The organism is Gammaproteobacteria bacterium, from assembly GCA_033720895.1.
Classification (GTDB): domain Bacteria; phylum Pseudomonadota; class Gammaproteobacteria; order Natronospirales; family JAJUFS01; genus JAWWBS01.
Genome location: JAWWBS010000004.1, coordinates 1 through 20038, shown reverse-complemented (window position 1 = coordinate 20038; position 20038 = coordinate 1). Strand labels below are relative to the sequence as shown.

The window sequence follows — 20038 nt, the reverse complement described above, 5'->3', positions numbered from 1 at the left end:
AAATTCATGCCGACCGTGCTGGTCATTGACGACAACGAAGCGGTGTACGAAGCACTCGAGGTGTTGCTGTCGCTGGAAGACATCGACACGGCCTGGGCGGAGACGCCGGCCCGCGGCCTGGCACGACTCGCGACGCACGACTACGACCTGGTCATCCAGGACATGAATTTTTCCACCGACACCACCTCTGGCGAGGAAGGTGTCGAGCTGTTCCGGAAGATCCGCGAGCAGCGGCCCGACATGCCGATCATCCTGCTGACGGCCTGGACGCATCTCGACCAGGCGGTCGATCTCGTCAAGGCCGGTGCTGCCGATTACCTCGGCAAGCCCTGGGACGACCGCAAGCTGGTGGCCACGCTGCGCAATCTTCTGCACCTTGGCAAGCTGTCGCGTGCCCATCGTGAATTGAGCGAATCAATGAGTACGCGCCAGCAGACGCTGGCGGAAGAATTCGACCTTGGAGGCATCATCTATGCCTCGGCAGCCATGCACGAACTGGTGTCGGTGGCGACCCGCGTGGCGCGCTCCGAACTGCCGGTCCTGATCAGCGGTCCGAACGGCGCCGGCAAGGAAAAGCTGGCCGATATCGTGCAGCTGAATTCGGCGGTTCGCGACGGTCCCTATATAAAGGTGAACGTCGGTGCCCTGCCCGCCGACCTGATGGAAGCCGAGCTGTTTGGCGCCGAGGCCGGCGCGTATACCGGCGCCAACAAGGCGCGCGAAGGCCGCTTCGAGGCGGCCGACGGTGGCACCCTGTTCCTGGACGAGATCGGCAACCTGCCACTGGACGGCCAGATGAAACTGCTGCGCGTGCTGCAGACCGGCGAGTTCGAGCGGCTGGGCAGCACGAAGACACGCAAGGTGTCGGTGCGAATCATCAGCGCGACCAATGCCGACCTGACGAAGATGATCCGCCAGGGTGAATTTCGCGAGGACCTCTACTATCGCCTCAATGTCATCGAGCTGAAGCTGCCGGAACTGAAGGCCCGCCGCGAGGACATCCTGCCGATTGCCGAATCGCTGCTGCCCGAGGGCGTGTCACTGAGCGAGGCGGCTCGCAAGGCACTGCACGATTACGACTGGCCGGGCAACGTGCGCGAACTGGGCAACCAGTTGCAGCGCGCTGCGGTGCTTGCCAGCGGCAAGCTACTCGAAGCCGGTGACTTCAACCTGCCGCACCAGCCAGCCAGCGGCGAACCGGATGCCGATGACATCCGTGCCGCACTGGCCGAAGCCGATGGCGTGGTCGCCCGCGCGGCAAAGGCACTGGGCATGAGTCGCCAGGCCTTCTACCGTCGCATGGAGAAATTCGACATCACGGCGACGGATGGCGATAACGGCAACGTCTCCTCGGAAACTTCGTGAAAACGCTGTCGCTGGAAGGCCGCTTCGTCTTCTTCCTGGTCGGCACCACCGCGATCGGCATTCTCTGCGGTGCGCTGGCAACCTGGCTGCTCGAGAATCTCTGGCTTGGCCTCGCGCTCGGCGGCCTGGTCGGCATCCTGGCAGCGCTGTTCGTCGGCCGTGGCTTCACGAAGCCCGTCACCCGCATCCTGCAGGCGCTTGCCGATGGTGTCGCCTCCTTCAAGGACGGCGACTTCAGTGTCAGCCTGGGCACTGACCGCCAGGATGAACTCGGCGACCTGGTGGCGGCCTACAACGAGGTCGGCAATGTACTGCGTCGCGAACGGCAGAACCTGTTCCAGCGCGAACTGTTGCTCGATTCCGTCATCCAGGCGTCACCGGTGGCAATGCTGCTGGCCGATCCACATGATCGCATCGTGTATTCCAATCCGGCGGCAAGGCAGTTCTTCAACGACGGGCATCGACTCGAAGGCATGGGCATGCAGGCGATGGTCGCTGACAAGCGACCGGAGCTGGCGCTTGCCGTCAGCGAAGTCCAGGAAGGGCTGTTTACCGTCGAAACCGCGCGCGAGGAAGACATCTACCATGTCTCGCACGGCCAGTTCAGCCTCAACGGCCGACGCCACCACCTGGTGCTGTTCAAGGCCATGACCCATGAAATCAACCGACAGGAAGTCTCGACCTGGAAGAAGGTCATCCGGGTGATATCGCACGAACTGAACAATTCGCTGGCGCCGATCTCGTCGCTGGCGCACAGCGGCCAGGAACTGAACCGCCGCAATGACAGCGAAAGACTGGCGAGCGTCTTCCGCAGCATCGAAGAACGCTCGCAGCAGTTGAAGGGCTTCATCGAAGGCTATGCAAAATTTGCCAAGCTGCCGACACCGGAAGTGGTCGAGGTCGATCTCGAGGCGTTTGTCGAGCAGCTGGCAGCGATGTACAGCTTCACCCTCGACGGCGACCTGCCAGAGCGTACAGCCTGGTTCGATGCCGCCCAGCTGCAGCAGGTGATGCTGAACCTGCTGAAGAACGCCAGCGAGTCCGGCAGCGCGCCGGAGCACATCCACCTGGCCGTCCAGTTCGAAGGCCCGCGGCTGCTGATCCGTGTCATGGACCAGGGCGACGGCATGTCGGAGAACGTGCTGCGTCACGCGCTGGTGCCGTTCTATTCCACCAAGAAGGCCGGCTCCGGCCTCGGCCTGCCGTTATGCCGCGAGATCATCGAGGCCCACGGCGGTCGGCTCGCGCTGAGAAACCGCAAGCAGGGTGGCCTGGAAGCCTCTTTCTGGCTGCCACAACCGGCCCCGCGCTGAGGCGCGGCCCGCCCTTCAATCTCCCCTGCTCGACCGTTATAGTGGATGGTCCAACGGGCGTTTGAATGCGCCGACCATCCCTCGCAGCTAGGAGCACTACCATGTGGTTGTCCCTCTTCTGGTTCCTGCTGGTCCTGGGTGTCGTTCTTGCCGTTTTCTACAAGCGGACCCGACTCCTGCCAGCAACTGTCCTCATTGCCGCCACCCTGGCGCTGTACACCTGGCAAGGTGATCCAGGCCACTTCTGGCTTGTCATCCTGTGGGGCGTGTTCGGCACGATTGCCGCGTTCCTCAACGTGACGCCGCTGCGGCGCAACCTGCTGACCCGACCGGTACTGAAGATCTATCGCAAGATCATGCCGGAAATGTCGGCGACCGAGCAGGAAGCCCTGGAAGCAGGCACGGTCTGGTGGGATGGCGACCTGTTTACCGGCGCACCGGACTGGGACAAGTTCCTGCAGTATCCGAAGGCCGGCCTGTCGGACGAGGAAAAGCAGTTCCTGGCGAACGAGGTCGAAGAGCTGTGCGGCATGCTGGACGAATGGAAGATCACCCACGAGTGGGGCGACCTGCCGCCGGAAGTGTGGGATTACCTGAAGCAGAAGGGCTTCTTCGCCATGATCATTCCGAAGGAATTCGGCGGCCGCCAGTTTTCCGCGGTCGGCAATTCCGAAGTGCTGGTGAAGATTGCCTCGCGTTCGCCGACGGCCGCATCGATCGTTGCCGTGCCGAACTCCCTTGGCCCCGCCGAGCTGCTGCTGAAATATGGCACGGAAGAACAGAAGAACCATTACCTGCCGCGCCTGGCTGATGGCAGGGAAGTGCCCTGCTTCGCCCTGACCGGCCCGTGGGCCGGTTCCGATGCCGGCTCCATCCCGGACACCGGCGTGGTCTGCAAGCAGAAGGTCGACGGCAAGGACGTGGTCGGCTTGAAGCTGACCTTCTCCAAGCGCTACATCACGCTCGCACCGATTGCCTCGGTCATCGGCCTGGCATTCAAGCTGTACGACCCCGACGGCCTGCTGGGCGACAAGGACAAGGTCGACTACGGCATCACCTGTGCGTTGATTCCGCGTGATACGGAAGGCCTGAAGATCGGTCGCCGGCATTTCCCGCTGAACATTCCGTTCCAGAACGGACCGATCGAAGGCAAGGACATCTTCGTGCCGCTGGACACCATCATCGGTGGTCCCGAGATGGCCGGCCAGGGCTGGCGCATGCTGGTCGAATGCCTGTCGGAAGGCCGTTCGATCTCGCTGCCGTCGAACACTACCGGCGGTGCGCAGCTCGGTGTGTTCTCGACCGGTGCCTATGCCCGCATTCGCAAGCAGTTCAACATGCCGATCGGCCGCTTCGAAGGTGTTGGTGAAGCGATTGCCCGCATGGGTGGCCGTCTCTATGCCATGAATGCCGCACGCCTGGTAACGGCGGCCGCCGTCGACCAGGGCGAAGTACCGGCCGTGCCGTCGGCCATCGTCAAGTACCATGTCACCGAAATGGCGCGGAAGGTTTCCGACGATGCCATGGACGTGCATGGCGGCAAGGCCATCTGCCTGGGCCCGCTGAACTACATCGGCCGTGGCTACCAGTCGGTGCCAATCGCCATTACGGTCGAGGGCGCCAACATCCTCACCCGCTCCCTGATGATCTTCGGCCAGGGCGCGATTCGCTCGCATCCCTACGTGCTGCACGAGATGAAGGCCGGCATGCTGGAAGACGAGAAGCAGCGGCTGGTGGAATTCGACAAGGCCCTGTGGGGCCACATCGGCTTCGCCTTCTCGAATGCCGTGCGCGCTTTCATCATGGCCGCCACGCACGCGCGCTATACCGGCGTGCCGACCAAGGGTGGAACGCGCCGCTACTACCAGCACATCAATCGCTACAGCGCGGCCTTCGCACTGGTTGCCGATGCCGCCATGCTGACCATGGGCGGTACCCTGAAGCGCAAGGAGAAGATCTCGGCGCGCCTCGGCGACATGCTGAGCTACATGTATCTCGCCTCCTGCACCCTGAAGCACTTCGAAGACCAGGGCCGGCCGAGCGACGACCTGCCCCTCGTCGAGTGGGTCTGTCGAGACCTGATCTACCAGCTGCAGGAGCAGTTGCACGGCGTGCTGCGCAACTTCCCGAACCGCTTCGTCGCGGTGCTGCTGCGCATGCTGGTGTTCCCGACGGGCCGCAACTACTCGGCGCCATCGGACCGGCTCGGCAACCGCATCAATGAATTGCTGATCAATCCCTCGTCCAGCCGGGATCGCCTGACCAGTGGCGTCTACACCGGCGACCAGAACGACAACATCGGCATCATGGACGCCACGATGCGCCTGGCCATCCAGGCCGAACCGCTGGAGAAGCGCATTCGCGAAGCCCAGAAGGAAGGCGTACTGCCCGACGATGCCCGCGAGGACATCATCGACGTGGCGCTGGCGCGCGAGGTGATCGACAAGGACGATGCGGAGCTCCTGCGCATGCTGCGCGAGCAGACGCTGAAGATCATCTCGGTGGACGACTTCCTGCCGAGCGAGCTCGGTACCGATCCGCTGGACGTCACGCTGGAGCAGACCAAGGCGGTACGTGACTGACCGCGCAACGGGCGCACGATGAAAAAAGGCAGCCACTGGCTGCCTTTTTTCCTGCGCGGCAGAAACGCCGTCACTTGAAGAACGGCAACCAGCGGCGCTTGCCAAAGGCTTCTTCGCAGTGCGGCGCCCGCTCGGGCTTGGCGAACAGGAAACCCTGGCCATGGTCGCAGCCGAGCTTGCGCAACTGCCGTGCCTGGGACTTCTCCTCGATACCCTCTGCCACGCATTGCATGCCGAGGTTGTGGCCCATGGCCAGGATGGTGCGCACGATCTCCAGGTTTTCCAAAGACCGCTCCATGCCACGAATGAAGGACATGTCGATCTTCAGTTTGTCGATCGGCAGGCGTTGCAGGCGGCTCAACGAGGAATAGCCCGTGCCGAAGTCATCGATGGCGATGGAAATGCCCTTGTCACGCAGGTACGGCAAGGTATCGTTCTGCAGCTTGGCATAGTGCATCAGCATGCGCTCGGTCAGCTCGATTTCCAGAGCCCCGGACGGCGTGTCGTATTTCGCCAGCAAGTCTTCCAGCAGGCTGGTGAACTCGGGCTGCAGGAATTCGCGATCCGACAGGTTCACGCTGATGAAAAAGTCCTGCTCGTGCACGGCACGCCATTGCTTGTGCTGACGCAGGACCTGATCCAGCAACCAGCGGCCGATCGGCAGGATCATGCCGGTCTCCTCGGCCATGGTGATGAATTCCTTCGGCCGGATCAGTCCCTTGACCGGATGCTTCCAGCGCAACAGGGCCTCGAAACCGACCATCGAGTCGGCCTGCAGGTCGATGATGGGCTGGTAGGAGACACGCATCTCCTCGCGCTCCAGCGCGTGTCGCAGGTCGGTTTCCAGCTTCAGGCGCGATACCAGGCCGACATGCATGTCGGAGTCGAACAGCTTGTGGGCGGCGCCACCGAGTTCCTTGGCACTGTACATCGCGATATCCGCATCGCGCAGCAGTTCGTCGCCATCGGCATAACGCTCGGCCGATTTGGCAATGCCGATGCTGGCCGAGGTGAACACCGACTGCCCATGGAGGTCGAACGGTTCCTGCAGGGCATCGTGGATGCGCTCGGCAACCTGTACTGCTTCGCCCGCTTCCGACAGGCCGTCGGCCAGCACGGCGAACTCGTCGCCGCCCAGCCGTGCCACCACGTCACCCGGACGCAGCGAGCTCTGGATGCGCTCGGCAATTCCCTTCAGCAGCTCGTCGCCGACCGCATGACCCAGGCTGTCATTGATCACCTTGAAGCGATCGAGGTCCAGGAACAGCACCGAAAAGATCGAATCGGCACGCTGCGCCCGGCGCATGGCCTGGTCGAGATGCTCGATGAACAGGGAGCGGTTCGGCAGGCCGGTGAGGACGTCATGAAAGGCATCGTGCACGAGCTGGCGCTCGACTCGCTTCCGCTCGGCAATGTTGACGAACACGTCGAGCGCAGCCTCCATGATCTCGCGATCTTCGGCAGTGAATCGTTGTCGCAGCTGCAGGTCCTCGCGGCGATTGCCGAGCAGGACCGCGTGACCCGAACCGGAGTCGTAAGCCCAGACGAAATAGGGCATGCCGGTGAGACGCGCCAGCTTGCGATCGAACGGCGTCGGCTCGCCGGAGGAATTGCGGAAATGAAAGCCATGCGGCACTTCCGCTTCGTGCAGGTCGACATCCTCGGAGAGCTCGCAGTCCAGCGCGGCGCTGACCTGGAGCTCGGTACCCTTGTCGGCGATCCTGAACAGCACGCCCCCCTCGACCGTGAGCGCCTCCGTCGCGGTCTCGAGGAACATGCGCGACAGGCTGTCGAGATCGAGACTCATGTGATCCATGCGATACAGCTTGCGAATCAATGTCGCCGTCGAGCGCGAGCGGCGCGCGATGTTCATGGCGCGCGTATGCTCGTCGCGCACGCGCAGCAACTGGCCGCCGAGATCGTCACTCAGGCTGCGGTAGTAATCGCGTTCTTTCTGGATGTCGTCAGTCAAGCCTGCTCGCCCTCCTTGAGAACAACCAGCACGCCAGTCCAGTCGAGTGGCCGGCTGCGACCGCCATACGGGGCGATCTCCCGGCCTGCGTAGAAGCCGAACAGCGGTGTCCTGCCGAGCGCGCTGCGCAGGCGATCGGCTTCCTCGCCCTCGGAGCCGGTAAATATCGAAGCGCGTCCGGCGCAGTCGATGTACATCGCAAGCAGCGGCGGTGCATCCTCGGCCACCATGGCCGCCACGCCGGCATCCACGGAATCCATCAGGAAATCGTTGTTGCGGAACATTACCTGGACCTTGTCGCCTGCCTCGAAGTCGGTTTCGAACAAGGAGACGCTGCCATCATCTTCGTTGACATCGATGATCAGTCGGTTGACGAACTCGGTCTCCTTGAAGGGCGCCATCGGATCACCCATGCGGCGGCCAAGCAGCACCGAGAACGACAGGGCCACGCCCTTGCCACCCGCGAGGTCCTGCAGGGTCTCTGCCGCCGGCTTGCCATCGAGCTCGTAGAGCTTGGGTCCCGTGGCACGCGTGATGGTCAGCAGGCGACTGACCGGCGTGCAGCCATGCATCACCCGTCCGTCGACTTCGAGACCCGGCGGCAAAACCAGTGCCAGCGCATGCTCGCGCACGACCGCCTCGCCATCAAAGACAAAGCCGGACGTCACCTGGAAGTCAGCGATCATGCCCGCGCCGAAAATCGGCATGGCATGTTCTTCGAGATGGCGATAGATGCCGTCCAGCAACAGGCTGCCGTGATTCAGTCCGTCCGATCTGACGACATCATAGAAAAGGAAGGCGGCAGGCTGGCCCGGCTGGCTATCGGCAGATTGCTGCAACCAGCGACCCAGCTCTTCGCCGACGCCAACTTCGCGGCCGCCCAGCGGTCCGACGCAGCGCGCCTGCGGCAGGCCGTGGCTGCGGTCGAAGACCAGCAGGCCGATTTCATGACCGGAGTATCCGATGTGCTGGCGACTGATGGCCCCGACGACCGCACCGCCGTAGACCGGGATGCCGTTCAGGCGTGCCCGGACGTCAGCAAGCACCTTGTCCGGCGCATGTCGCCCCGCCACCACGAGAATGGCCCAGCCAGGTTCGGCAACCGGCTTGGACGCCTCGCGAACCACTTCCTCGACTGCATCTTCCGTGGCAGCAAGCTGCGAAACACCGATACCGATCATCAATGAAGTCCCCGATTCGAAAGAGTGGCCGATGCAAATCCCGGCCCATGCAATTCCCCCTCGCAAAGATTACCATGCTGAGGACGCTGGGGAGGATGAGATGGCCTTACCGATATTGAGAAAAATGAGTCTCCAGGACGGCATGCGGCGATTGTCGTTCGGGCTTGCCGGCAGTCGACGGCCGGTGGTGTACGAAGTGACGCTGGCCATCGACCCCGAACGCATCGACGAACTGGATGAATGGCTGCCACAGCATGCGCGGGAGATGCTGGCCTTCCCCGGTTTCCAGGCCGCCGACATCCATGCGGGCCGCAGCGCCGACGAACAAGGGCGGATGCTCCGGACCGTCGCCTACCGGGTACGCAGCCGCCGCGAGCTGGACAGCTACCTGCACACCCATGCCAAGCGCATGCGCGCCGAGGGCATGGCCCGCTTCGGCAAGATCATGAGCGCGAGCCGTCGCATCGTGCCTGACCAGGACTACCAGCCCGACCCGGACATGACCTTGCTGCAGTCGACCGATGACATCTCCGGCGGCCTGCCGGTCTGCGGCAACTGCCTGGAACCGGTGCCCGGACGCTTTTGCGCCCAATGCGGCCAGGAAGATCGCACCTACCTGCTGTCACTGCGCGAACTGCTCAGCGACTTCTTTGGCGACCTGATCAATTTCGACTCGCGCTTTTTCAAGACCATGGTGCCGCTGCTGTTCCGCCCCGGCTACCTCACGGCCGAGTACATCCGTGGCCGCCGGCAGACCTACTTCCCGCCCGTGCGCCTCTACATTTTCATCAGCATCGTGTTCTTTTTCGTTGCCACGGTGCTGGCCGACGTGGGCGACTTCAAGCTGGACGACGACAGCGAACCGCAGACACTGGAAGAAGCCGAGGCGCGTGCGCTCGGCGCGCTGGAATCGCAACGAGCATCACTCGAAACCCGCGGCGCCCTGCAGGCGGCGGAGCCGTTCCTGCCCAGCGAGGAAGACGTGCTGGCGGGCGTTCGCGAACGCTATGCAGAACGGCAACTGGCCGAAGCGGCCGAGCCGCCCGCCAAAGATGGCAGCCAGGAAGATTCCGACGCAGCAGGCACGCAGACCCAGGGACCCGGCGTCCAGGTCAGCAGCAAGGGTGTCCATGTCCAGGGTTTCGGCATTCCGGAGATCGACGCACGACTCGAGCGCGGTGCCGAAGCCTTCAAGGAAGACCCGGGCGCCTTTGCCAAGGCCATGCTCGACGACATTCCGGTGGCCATGTTCATTTTCCTGCCGCTGATCGCACTCGTGCTCAAGGTCCTGTATTTCTTCACCGGGCGTTATTACGTCGAGCACCTCATATTCACCCTGCATTTCCATGCAGCCGCCTTCATGCTCATTCTCCTGCTGATCGCCAACGGCGAGCTGGAGGATGCCTATGAAAGCTGGCGCTCGGTCAGTGGCTGGGTGGACACCATTCTCGGCATCTACCTGCCGATCTACCTGTTCCGCTCGCTGCGCGTGGTCTACGGCCAGGGGCGTCTGATGACCAGCGGGAAATTCTTCCTGTTGTTCCTGGCCTACGTGGTGGCAGCCGGGCTGACACTGGCACTGACCGCCGTACTGACGCTGCTGCGCCAATCAACCTGATCGACCCGAGGAGGTATGACATGACAAACAGAATGCAGGCACTGCGCCACTTCGCCGCGGCTGTCACGCTGGGCCTTGCCGCCCTGCTGCTGCCGGCGGCAATGGCGGCCGACGATCACGAGACCGAGCTCTACTTCGTGTCGCCGGCGGACGGCGCCGTGGTGAGCGGACCGGTGAAGGTGATCTTCGGGCTGCGGGGCATGGGCGTCGCGCCGGCCGGCGTGGCTCGCGACAACACCGGGCATCACCACCTGTTGATCGATACCGGCCTGCCACCGCTGGACCAGCCGATCCCGAGCGATGCACAGCATCGCCATTTCGGTGGTGGCCAGACAGAGGTCGTGCTGGAACTGGAAAAAGGCACCCATACCCTGCAGTTGCTGCTGGGCGATCACAACCATGTACCGCATGATCCACCGGTAGTATCGGAGCAGATCACCATCACCGTGGAATGATTCAACAGGACCCGTTCCGCAAGAGCCTGCCCTTCGGGGCAGGCTTTTTTCATTCCGGGTACTCGTCTTCCATTTCGGTGACCTGGTCTTCATCGGCACGCGGGTCGAGCGTATTGATGACCGGTGTCGAGCTGGCCACCGGCACGAACGGCTCCTGGTCCTCGATGTCGACCGTCTCGAATCCTCGCCGCAGGTAGATGGTGGTGCCGAACAGCAGGCAGGTGACGGCAATGGTCGTGAACAAGGCCTGGGCGCCGATGACCATGTTGAGCAACGACACCAGCAGCGGACCGATCACCGCACCCAGCCCGTAGCTGATGATCAGGGCTGCCGACAACACCACCACCTGGTTGGAATCGAAGTGGTCGTGAGTGTGCGCGACTGCGACAGGATAGAGCGTGAACAGCAGGCCGCCGAATGCACCGATGGCGAGGTACAACAGCCAGAACTGACCGGCCGGAATGAACAGCATGCCGAGCGACGACAGCGACAGCAGCAGGGCCAGCGTTGCCAGCACCGTGCGCCGATCGAAGCGATCGGATACCAAGCCCACCGGCAACTGCAACACCAGGCCGCCCAGCAGGCTGATCGCCATGAAGTTGGCAATCTGCGAAACATCCGCACCCAGGCCTTTCACGTAGAGCGGGGCCATGGAATAGAACGCGCCGTTCAGCGAGCCGGCGACCAGCGCACCGGCCAGTCCGAAAGGTGCTGTCTTCCAGATTCGCGACCAGTTGATGGAGATGTTGCCTACCGGCTGCGGGAGCACTGCCGAGGTCAGTGCCACCGGCAGGACGCACAGCGTGAACAGGATGCCCATGACCAGGAAATGATTGGCCGCCTCGATCGGGGCAATGTTCAGCAGGTACTGACCACTACCCAGTCCGAGAAAACTGACCACCATGTAAAAGGAGAACACCCGGCCTCGAATCTCGGCCGGCGCGCGCTCGTTCAGCCAGCTCTCGACAATCATCATCATGCCCATGGCCGACACGCCCATGACCACTCGCAGCAGCAGCCAGACGACAGGCTCCGACCACAAGGGCATGAAGAGCACGGCTGCACAATTGCTGGCCGCAAAGACGCTGAAAGCACGGATGTGCCCGACCCGCTGCACGATGCGCTGGCAGAGCGTCGCGCCGATCACCAGGCCGACGTAATAGCCGGACATGACCGGCCCGATGGTCCATTCGGCAAATCCCTCGACACCCATGCGCAACGACAGGAAGGTGCCGATGTGGCCGAAGCCGGCCATGGTCGTTCCCATCGCGAGAAACAATGCGGCAAGAGACAACAGTGTGCGTCGCATCAGTAGCGTGCCTTCGGATCGAATTCAGCCGCGAACTGTAACATGCGCGGGAATGCGCAGCAGTCCGTGTCAGGCACAGACGCGGTTGCGGCCACCGCGCTTGGCTTCGTAAAGCTTCGCATCGGCAGCCAGCAGGGCCTGCTTGAGATCCTTGCCATCGTAGGACGCCACACCGATCGACGTCGTGACGACCAGGCCGGGATCGAGATCGTGCCAGTCGAAATCGCAGACCGCCTTGCGGATCTTCTCGCAGACCACGGCGGCACTCTCGACATCCGTCTCCGGCAGGCAAAGCAGGAATTCGTCGCCACCGTAGCGAGAGATGATGTCGATGGCGCGACATTGCTCGCGAATGATGTCGGCAAACTTCCGCAACACGTCATCGGCCAGCACGTGCGAGAAACCATCGTTGATCTGCTTGAAGGAATCGACATCGAGCACGGCCACCGACATGGCATGACCGAAACGCTCGGCGCGCTTGAATTCCTCGGCCAGGCGCTGGTCCATGAAGCGGCGGTTGTAAAGCCCGGTAAGGCTGTCTTCCTTGCTCTGCCTGTCCAGCTCGGCGGTCTTGCGCCGGAGCTCCTGCAACAGGTTCTCCTTCTGCGCGTTGGTTTCGCGCAGCGATTCGCTGAGCTCCACCAGCTCCTGCTTCTGCGCCTCGATTTCCCGGGTCCGTTGTTCGACCCGGTCCTCGAGCTCGTAGCGATAGGAATCCAGCTCCGTGAACATGCGGGCATTGGCCATGGCGATCGCCACCTGGTCGGACAGCGTCATCAACAGGTGGAAATCCGATTCGTCGAACACGTTGGCCTTGAAACTCTGCACGCTGATGGCACCGAGCACCTTGCCGTCATAGGAAACCGGCACGCCGATCACCGAGCCCGGGGTACGGCCGACAATGACCGCGGCCTGCTTGGCCTCGTGCTCCGACTCGTCCCAGTTGCGCACCAGGAACCCGCGGTTGTTCTGGATGATCCAGCCAATCGCGCCCTCGCCACGCTTCTTGCGCTTGCGCGGCTGGCGGCCGAGGTCGTTGTGGTGCAGGCGGAAATCGAGCTCGTCCGACTCTTCGTCGTACAGCACGAGGAAAAAGGCCGTGAAATCGATCAGCTTGCGGCACTGCTGGAACACGAGCTCGGCCAGGTCATCGATGATCAATGAGGTGCTGATGGCACGGCCGACCTGGTTGATGCCGGTCAGTGCATTGACCCGCTCGGCCAGTTCCCAGTGATTCTTGGCAAAGCGGCGCAGGATGACCATGAACATCACCAGCAACAGGCCATAGAGCAGGATGATCTCGGTGCTCGCCGTGTTGTAGACGATGGCCGAGAACACGCCGAGCGGCACGGTGCCGATCTCCAGCAGGGTCGCGAAACCCGAGAACCACTTGCGCCAGTCGCCCTCGTTGAACTGTGCATAGACCGCCATCAGGGCTTCGTTGATGAGTTGCATGACCGCCGCCATCAGCAGCAACAACAGCGCGCTGCCAGCCGTCAGGCTGGCCAGCGGCGTCGCGCCACCCAATGCCTCGAAGGCGTAGCCACCACCCAGCACGATCAGAGTGAACATACCGCTGGAATGCAGCGAGCGCATCAACAGGAACTGGAAATCACCACGGTTGTGGCGACGGTCGAGCAGCGGCCACAGCAAGCCGGTGATCGCCGCAACCCAGCCGGCACTCAGCGTGCCGAGCACCAGTACCGCGCCGACCTGGGCCAGGCGGTCCAGCGAGGTATGGCCAACATGCGGACCCGAGAAGCCACCGGAAATGAAGAACAGGGACAGGCCGACGAACAGCAACAGTTCGCCGCTGGGCAGCGGCCAGGCCGACTGCGAATACGACAGCCACAGCAGAACCGACCAGCCGAACGCGGCTAGCCCGATACTGTAGGGCAGCAATATTTTCAGTCCCGTTCTCAACACGCCTAGCCTCTAGTTATTGTCAAATAACCCTAAGCCCGGCACAGGGGTGAATCAATGCCGGAATGTGCGCCTGGTCCCGCCCTGCCTACCGTTCGTCCGGCAAGCTGCATGCTAGACTGCGGCGAGAGGTGAGATCATGCATAAACCCTTAATTTATAGCCTGTTTACGCTGTTTCTGCTGAGTGCCTGTGCGGCCCGACCGCTGGTCGAGTTCGACCCGGCAGCAGACTTCAGCCAGTACCGCAGTTTCAGCTGGCAGGCACCCGCCCACGACGCGGTCGATGACCCGATTCTCGACAGTCCACTGCTCGACGCCAAGGTCCGCCAGGCTGTCATCGACGCCCTGCAACAGCGTGGCCTGGATTTCGTCGCGGAGGGGCAAGCCGACCTGCTGGTCACCTACCACACGGCCGACAAGCAACGTTCCCGTCCTGGCAGTTTCGTGCTGGGATTCGGGACCGGCCCCTGGAATCGCCGAACCACGGTTGGCTATGCCGTTTACGGTGGCGATCGCCATTACGAAGAAGGACTGCTCATCATCGACCTGGTCGATGCCCGCAACGGCCAGCTGGTCTGGCGCGGCTGGCGCGGTGCCAGCCTGAACCAGGCCAGCTTCCAGCAAGCCGGGATCAACGAGATCGTCCGCATCATCCTGTCGAGCTACCCGCCGGAACGCGGCTGAGTACCTGCCACCGATGGAACGCGTCATCCTGCACGCCGACATGGATGCCTTCTACGCATCGGTCGAGCAGCACGACCATCCCGAACTGCGTGGCAAGCCCGTCATCGTCGGCGGTGCCTCGGCGCGCGGTGTGGTGGCAGCGGCCAGTTACGAGGCACGGCAATTCGGCGTGCGCTCCGCCATGCCCGGGCGCGAAGCCCGGCGGCGCTGCCCGGACGGGATTTTCGTCAAGCCGCGCATGGCCCGTTACGCCGAGGTGTCAGCGCAGGTATTTGCTGCCATGCGTGACATCACGCCGGAGGTCGAAGGCCTGTCCCTGGATGAAGCCTTTCTCGACATCACCGGCAGTCTCCGGCAGTACGGCTCGGTCCGTGCCATTGGCGAGCAGCTCCGGGATGCCGTCCGGGAGCGCACCGGCCTGGTGGTCTCCATCGGCATCGCGCCCAACAAGTTCGTCGCGAAAATCGCCTCCGATATAGAAAAGCCCGCCGGCTTCGTGATTGTGGGCCGGGACGAGTTGCAGGCCTTCCTCGATCCATTGCCGGTCAAGCGACTCTGGGGGCTGGGGCCGAAAACCCTGCCGCGCCTCGAGCGCGCCGGGCTGCACACCTTTCGCCAGCTGCGCGAGTCGCCCGCCGGGGTGCTCGAGGGCATTCTCGGCAAGCAGGCCGAGCGCTACCGGCAACTGGCGGCCGGCCGGGATGATCGCCCGGTCGTCGCCATGCGCAGCGACAAGTCCATCTCCCACGAGCAGACCTATGCGACCGACCTGGCCACGCTGGCCGAGCTCGAACGGGAGTTGCTGGACATGGCCGACAAGGTCGCCACGCGGCTGCGTGCCAAGGGTCTCGCTGCCCGCACCGTGCAGGTAAAGATCCGCGAACATGACTTTCGCACGCATACCCGGGCCGTCAGCCTCCACCCGGCGACCCAGGACACCCGCGCCCTCGCCGCCCGGGCACAGGCCTTGCTGGCAGAGTGGTGGCAGGCCCGCAACGGGGCCCGTATCCGCTTGATCGGCCTGGGATGTTCGCAGTTCGAGCCGGCCTCGCAGTTGAACCTGTTCGCCGATGCGGAAGCCGGTCGCGACTCGCGCCTGGACCAGGTGGTGGACAGCCTGCGCGAACGCTTTGGCGATGCTGCCGTGACGCGCGGTCGCTTGCTCGGCGACGACTGACATCATGCCCGCCGGCCTGTGGCATCATGGGGTTTCGCTTGCTGCGCAGCATCCGGAGAGCTGAGCGATGTACGCCGCCTATTTCGGCCTGGACGAAAACCCGTTCTCCATCACGCCCGATCCGCGCTACCTGTTCCTCGGGTCGCGGCACTCGGAAGCGCTCGCGCACCTGTTGTTCGGGATTCGTGAAGGCAATGGCTTCATCCAGCTGACCGGCGAAGTCGGCACCGGCAAGACCACGCTGACTCGCAGCCTGCTGGAAGAACTTCCCGAGCACATCGACGTCGCCCTGGTGCTCAACCCGGTGCAGGCGGTCGACGAATTCCTGCGCAACATCTGTCGCGAACTGGATGTCGAGGTGGCGGCCGATGCCGGCAACCAGGCGATGATCGATGCCCTCAACCAGCACTTGCTGGCCAGCCATGCGGCGGGGCGCCGCACCGTGCTGATCATCGACGAAGCCCAGAACCTGCCACGCGACCTGCTGGAGCAGGTACGGCTGCTGACCAACCTCGAGACCACGCGGGACAAGCTGCTGCAGATCCTGCTGATCGGCCAGCCGGAGCTGCGCGCCACCCTCGCCCGCTCGGACCTCCGGCAGCTGGCACAACGAATCACCGCGCGCTACCACCTCGAACCACTGGACCGCCAGGAGCTGGAAAAATACATCGTGCATCGCCTCGACGTCGCCGGCGCAACGGGACGCATCTTTACCAACGGCGCGCTGCGCAATCTGTGGCAAGCCAGCCGTGGCATTCCCCGGCTGGTGAACATCCTCTGTGATCGCGCACTGCTGGCCGCCTACAGCCGCGACCGGCGCCAGGTCGACGCGCGCATGGTCCGCATCGCGGCCCGCGAAGCACTCGGGCACGCACCCGCCAGCGGCCTCGGCCGCTGGTTGCTGGCCGGGGCACTCGCCGCCGGCCTGGCCACGAGCGCGTTGTGGCTGGGCAAGGCGCACTGGTTCCCGGCAACACCGGCCGCACCCGGCATCGAACAATGGCTGGCAGAGCATCGCCACCTGACCGGCAGCGAGCAGGCGCTGGACGTGCTGTTCGCACGCTGGCAGCTGGACTTCGATGGCACCGAGCCCGCCTGCCCCCAGGCGCAGGATGCCGGCCTTGCCTGCCTGTTCGAGCGCACCGGCTGGGCCGACCTGGTCAGCCTCGACCGGCCAAGCATCCTGGCGTTGCGTGATGCCGACGGCAATGACTACCAGGTCGTGCTGCTCGGCCGCAGCGGTGGCGAGGATTCGAGCAACTGGCGAATTGCTGCTGGCGGAACCGAACACCGCGTCAGCCAGCAGGCACTGGCGTCGGTGTGGCTGGGCGAAATGCTCGCGCTGTGGCGTCCGCCACCTGGCATGGCCGCCGGGCGCATTGTCAGCGAGGGCGCCCAGGGCGAGGAAGTGCGCTGGCTCAGGACCCGGCTGGAGCAACTTGGCTACCTGCCGGTCGACAGCAACAGCGAGCCGCAACGTTTCGACGCGGAGCTGGGCGATGCACTGCGTCGATTCCAGCGCGACCAGCGACTGGTGGTTGACGGCATTGCCGGGGCGCGCAGCATCATTCGCCTGAACAGCCTGTCAGCGACGGCGACCGGCCCGATCCCGCGTCTCGACGCGGCCGCCGCCAGCAACACCCTGGCCGACCGGAGACCCTGAATGTCCATCATTCTCGACGCCCTGCGAAAATCCGATGCAGCCCGACCGGGACGTTCCGAAGAGCGCCTCGCGCCCGGGCCGGTGGCGCGCCCTGGGCCGCCAGCCTGGCTGTGGGCGCTGCTGGCGCTTGCCACCTTGGCCGTCATGCTGCTCGCCATCCGCGGCCTGTTGGATGCAAAAGCGCTGCCGCAGGAGGCCACCACGCCGATCGAGCCCGCTGCCGCGGCAACTGTCCGGCCACTCGCGGACATCGCCCGCGAAACACGCCCCGAACCGCCACCCGCTGCCGCCCGCCAGGCTGCCGACGGCCGCAACCAGGCAACAGCCAGTCCCGCGCCGCCCGCCGTCGTGGTACGCGACTCGCTGGCAGCGCCGTGGCTTGATAGCCTATCCTCTGAATTCCGCGAGGCGCTGCCGGCACTGGATATCAATGCGCTGGCCTGGGCGCCCGCACCCGAGGACCGCTTCGTCCTGGTCAATTTCCGTCGTTACGCCGAGGGTGAGCAACTGCGAGAAGGTCCCACCTTGTTGCGTATCGAGCAGGGCTCGATCGTCCTCGAGTATCGCGGTCAGCGATTTGCCATTGCGTCGCCCTGAAGGAACAACAGGCAGGGCGGACACAACAAGCAGGAGCACAACAATGTCGAATGCGAGCTTGTCAGCCAGCGTTACCTACCTGGATGGCGCGCGCTTGCGGCGCGCGCTGCAGGCCGGCATCCATCGTGTCATTTCGCGCCAGGAACACCTGAACAAGATCAATGTCTTCCCGGTCCCGGACGGTGATACCGGCACCAATATCGCCTTCACCCTGACTGCCATCCTGCATGGCCTGTCGAATACCATGGAGCGCCACGTCGGCCGGCTGCTGGCCGTGGTGGCCGATTCCGCACTGGATGGCGCGCGCGGCAACTCCGGCGCCATCTTTGCGCAATTCTTCCAGGGTTTTTCCGATGCCGCCGCCAGCTATCGCATGATGACCCCGCGGCAGTTCATCGGGGCCGTCAAGGAAGGCGCCCTGTATGCCCGCGAGGCACTCTCGGAACCGCGCGAAGGCACCATGATCACCGTGCTGACCGACTTCGCGAATGCGCTGGAGGAATACTCCGACGATCACGACAACATCGACCTGATGGACATGCTCGACCATGGCCTGCTGGCAGCCGAGGCATCGCTGGCCAATACGCCGAACCTGCTGCCGGTGCTGAAGAAGGCCGGCGTGGTCGACGCGGGCGCCGAGGGTTTTGTCGACATGCTGCGTGGCATCCACGAGTTCGTCAGTGACGGCTCGATGAAGCAGCTGGAAGAAATGCTCGAAACCATCGCGCCGAGCGAAGAAGAGGAAGACGACTTCAGCCATGACGGCGAAGACCTGACCCACCGCTACTGCACCGAGTGCATGATCACCGGCGAGGACATCGATCGCCGCAAGCTGCGCGAAGAACTGGCGGCACTTGGCTCCAGCCTGGTGCTGGCCGGCAGCAAGCGCAAGGCCAAGGTCCACATCCACGTCAACGAGCCTCGCGAAGTCTTCAAGCTGGCCGAGAGCTACGGCAATGTCTCCGGCCAGAAGGCCGACGACATGCTGCAGCAATCACGAGAGGCCTCGAAGGTAGGCGAGCGTGGCGTTGCCATCATCACCGACTCGGGTGCCGACATTCCCGAGCAGCTGATGGACGAACTGAACATCCACATGGTGCCGGTACGCATCCACTTCGGTGAAAAGAGCTACCTCGACAAGGTCTCCATGACCGCCGAGGAACTTTACGCCGAGCTGGAATCCAACCCGGTCCATCCCAAGACATCGCAACCGCCACCGGGCGATTTCCGCCGCCAGTTCCAGTTCCTCGGCAGCCATTACGATGCCGTCGTGTCGATCAACCTGACGGCCAAGGCCTCGGGCACCTGGCAGGCCGCCGAAACCGCCTCGCAACGCGCCGATGGCGCGGCAGTCGAGGTGCTTGATTCCTACAATGTCTCGGTCGGCCAGGGCCTGCTCGTTGCCTATGCGGCCGAATGCGCGAAAGCGGGCTACTCCGCCCAGGACATCGTCGACGCGACGCTGCTCATGCGCGGCAAGACGCATACCTGGGGCGCCTTGCGCGACCTCAGTTATGCCGTGCGCGGTGGCCGCGTGTCGGCCGGCAAGAAGAAAGTCGCCGACCTGCTGAACATCACCCCCGTGCTGACCGCCAAGCCGGATGGCGCGGTGAAATCCGGCGGCGTGTTCTTCGGGCGCGAACCCTTTGTCGAGAAATTCCATCGCTTCATTTCCAAGCGCATCGACCGCAGCAAGACCTGGCGGGTGTTCGTCAGCCACTGCAACACGCCGAAGGAAGGCCAGCAGATGCTGGACCTGCTGTGCAAGTCGATTCCGAAGGTGGAAAGCAGCTGGTTGATGGACACCGGTTCCGCGCTTGGCGTGCATGCCGGGCCCGGCTCGCTGGTGGTCGGTGTGCAGGAATACGAGGCGCCGGCACCGAAGGATTATTCCGGCGAGGATTGAGCGCGGGCGGGAACCCCGCCTGTCGCCGCGCCGTCCAATACCGCATGACATGTCCGGAACACAGGCGCTCGTTGCGAAATTGCTGGCTCGCCTGCCTGCTGGCAGCAATCCTGCTTTCGCCGGCAGCGCAGGCCGCAGATCCGTCCGTGCATCTCTACCGGGTCACCGTGAATGAATCGCTGACCCGACTCGACGTCGAGGCCTGCTTCGCCGACAGCCTGCCCCACCATTTCGTCAGCGACGACCCGCTGGCCGTCGAGGCCTTCCTGCACGGCAGCATCCTGCTGGATGG

General features: G+C 63.7%; 15 protein-coding genes. 11 read left to right on the top strand and 4 right to left on the bottom strand.

All coding sequences use genetic code 11. From position 1 onward, the window contains the following. The first annotated feature begins 6 nt into the window (after positions 1-6). The 3 genes from R3217_01430 to R3217_01420 all read left to right on the top strand — a co-directional run bounded on the left by R3217_01430 (position 7) and on the right by R3217_01420 (position 5260). Positions 7-1365, top strand: a complete 1359-nt coding sequence (locus R3217_01430) for a sigma-54 dependent transcriptional regulator (protein MDX1454093.1) — start codon at positions 7-9, stop codon at positions 1363-1365. Next, a complete protein-coding gene (locus R3217_01425; GenBank protein MDX1454092.1) occupies positions 1362-2678 on the top strand; it encodes an ATP-binding protein in 1317 nt (438 codons plus the stop codon). The genes R3217_01430 and R3217_01425 overlap by 4 nt, the downstream gene beginning before the upstream one ends. Before the next feature lie 101 nt (positions 2679-2779). After that, entirely contained in the window at positions 2780-5260 is a 2481-nt protein-coding gene (locus R3217_01420) for an acyl-CoA dehydrogenase (protein ID MDX1454091.1), read from the top strand. A 70-nt stretch (positions 5261-5330) separates the two neighbouring features. Here the strand turns inward: R3217_01420 and R3217_01415 are convergent, their stop codons facing one another. Continuing rightward, positions 5331-7232: an EAL domain-containing protein gene (locus tag R3217_01415; GenBank protein MDX1454090.1), complete on the bottom strand. Its 1902-nt coding sequence runs from the start codon at positions 7230-7232 to the stop codon at positions 5331-5333. Further along, entirely contained in the window at positions 7229-8413 is a 1185-nt protein-coding gene (locus R3217_01410) for an FIST N-terminal domain-containing protein (GenBank protein ID MDX1454089.1), read from the bottom strand. The genes R3217_01415 and R3217_01410 overlap by 4 nt, the downstream gene beginning before the upstream one ends. Before the next feature lie 124 nt (positions 8414-8537). Between R3217_01410 and R3217_01405 the strand changes: the two genes are divergently transcribed. Beyond that, positions 8538-10031: a DUF4286 family protein gene (locus R3217_01405; protein ID MDX1454088.1), complete on the top strand. Its 1494-nt coding sequence runs from the start codon at positions 8538-8540 to the stop codon at positions 10029-10031. A 101-nt stretch (positions 10032-10132) separates the two neighbouring features. Further along, positions 10133-10486, top strand: a complete 354-nt coding sequence (locus tag R3217_01400) for a DUF4399 domain-containing protein (GenBank protein MDX1454087.1) — start codon at positions 10133-10135, stop codon at positions 10484-10486. A 49-nt stretch (positions 10487-10535) separates the two neighbouring features. Here the strand turns inward: R3217_01400 and R3217_01395 are convergent, their stop codons facing one another. Continuing rightward, a complete protein-coding gene (locus R3217_01395) occupies positions 10536-11795 on the bottom strand; it encodes an MFS transporter (protein ID MDX1454086.1) in 1260 nt (419 codons plus the stop codon). 69 nt (positions 11796-11864) lie between these two features. Continuing rightward, entirely contained in the window at positions 11865-13721 is a 1857-nt protein-coding gene (locus tag R3217_01390; protein ID MDX1454085.1) for a diguanylate cyclase, read from the bottom strand. Between the two features lie 136 nt (positions 13722-13857). Between R3217_01390 and R3217_01385 the strand changes: the two genes are divergently transcribed. The 6 genes from R3217_01385 to R3217_01360 form a co-directional block, all read left to right on the top strand. Then, the gene (locus R3217_01385) at positions 13858-14403 is read left to right on the top strand and encodes a DUF4136 domain-containing protein (GenBank protein MDX1454084.1); all 546 of its coding nucleotides are present in this window, start codon (positions 13858-13860) and stop codon (positions 14401-14403) included. A 13-nt stretch (positions 14404-14416) separates the two neighbouring features. Continuing rightward, positions 14417-15580 carry a DNA polymerase IV gene (locus R3217_01380; GenBank protein ID MDX1454083.1) on the top strand — a complete coding sequence of 388 codons (1164 nt, stop codon included), beginning with the start codon at positions 14417-14419 and terminating at the stop codon, positions 15578-15580. A 67-nt stretch (positions 15581-15647) separates the two neighbouring features. Further along, positions 15648-17243, top strand: coding sequence for an AAA family ATPase (locus tag R3217_01375; GenBank protein ID MDX1454082.1), 1596 nt, complete (start codon positions 15648-15650; stop codon positions 17241-17243). Continuing rightward, a complete protein-coding gene (locus tag R3217_01370) occupies positions 17244-17840 on the top strand; it encodes a general secretion pathway protein GspB (protein ID MDX1454081.1) in 597 nt (198 codons plus the stop codon). It begins immediately after the preceding gene. 43 nt (positions 17841-17883) lie between these two features. Beyond that, positions 17884-19746, top strand: coding sequence for a DegV family protein (locus R3217_01365; protein MDX1454080.1), 1863 nt, complete (start codon positions 17884-17886; stop codon positions 19744-19746). Between the two features lie 71 nt (positions 19747-19817). Beyond that, on the top strand, positions 19818-20038 hold a 221-nt coding region (locus R3217_01360), incomplete at its 3' end, for a hypothetical protein (protein MDX1454079.1).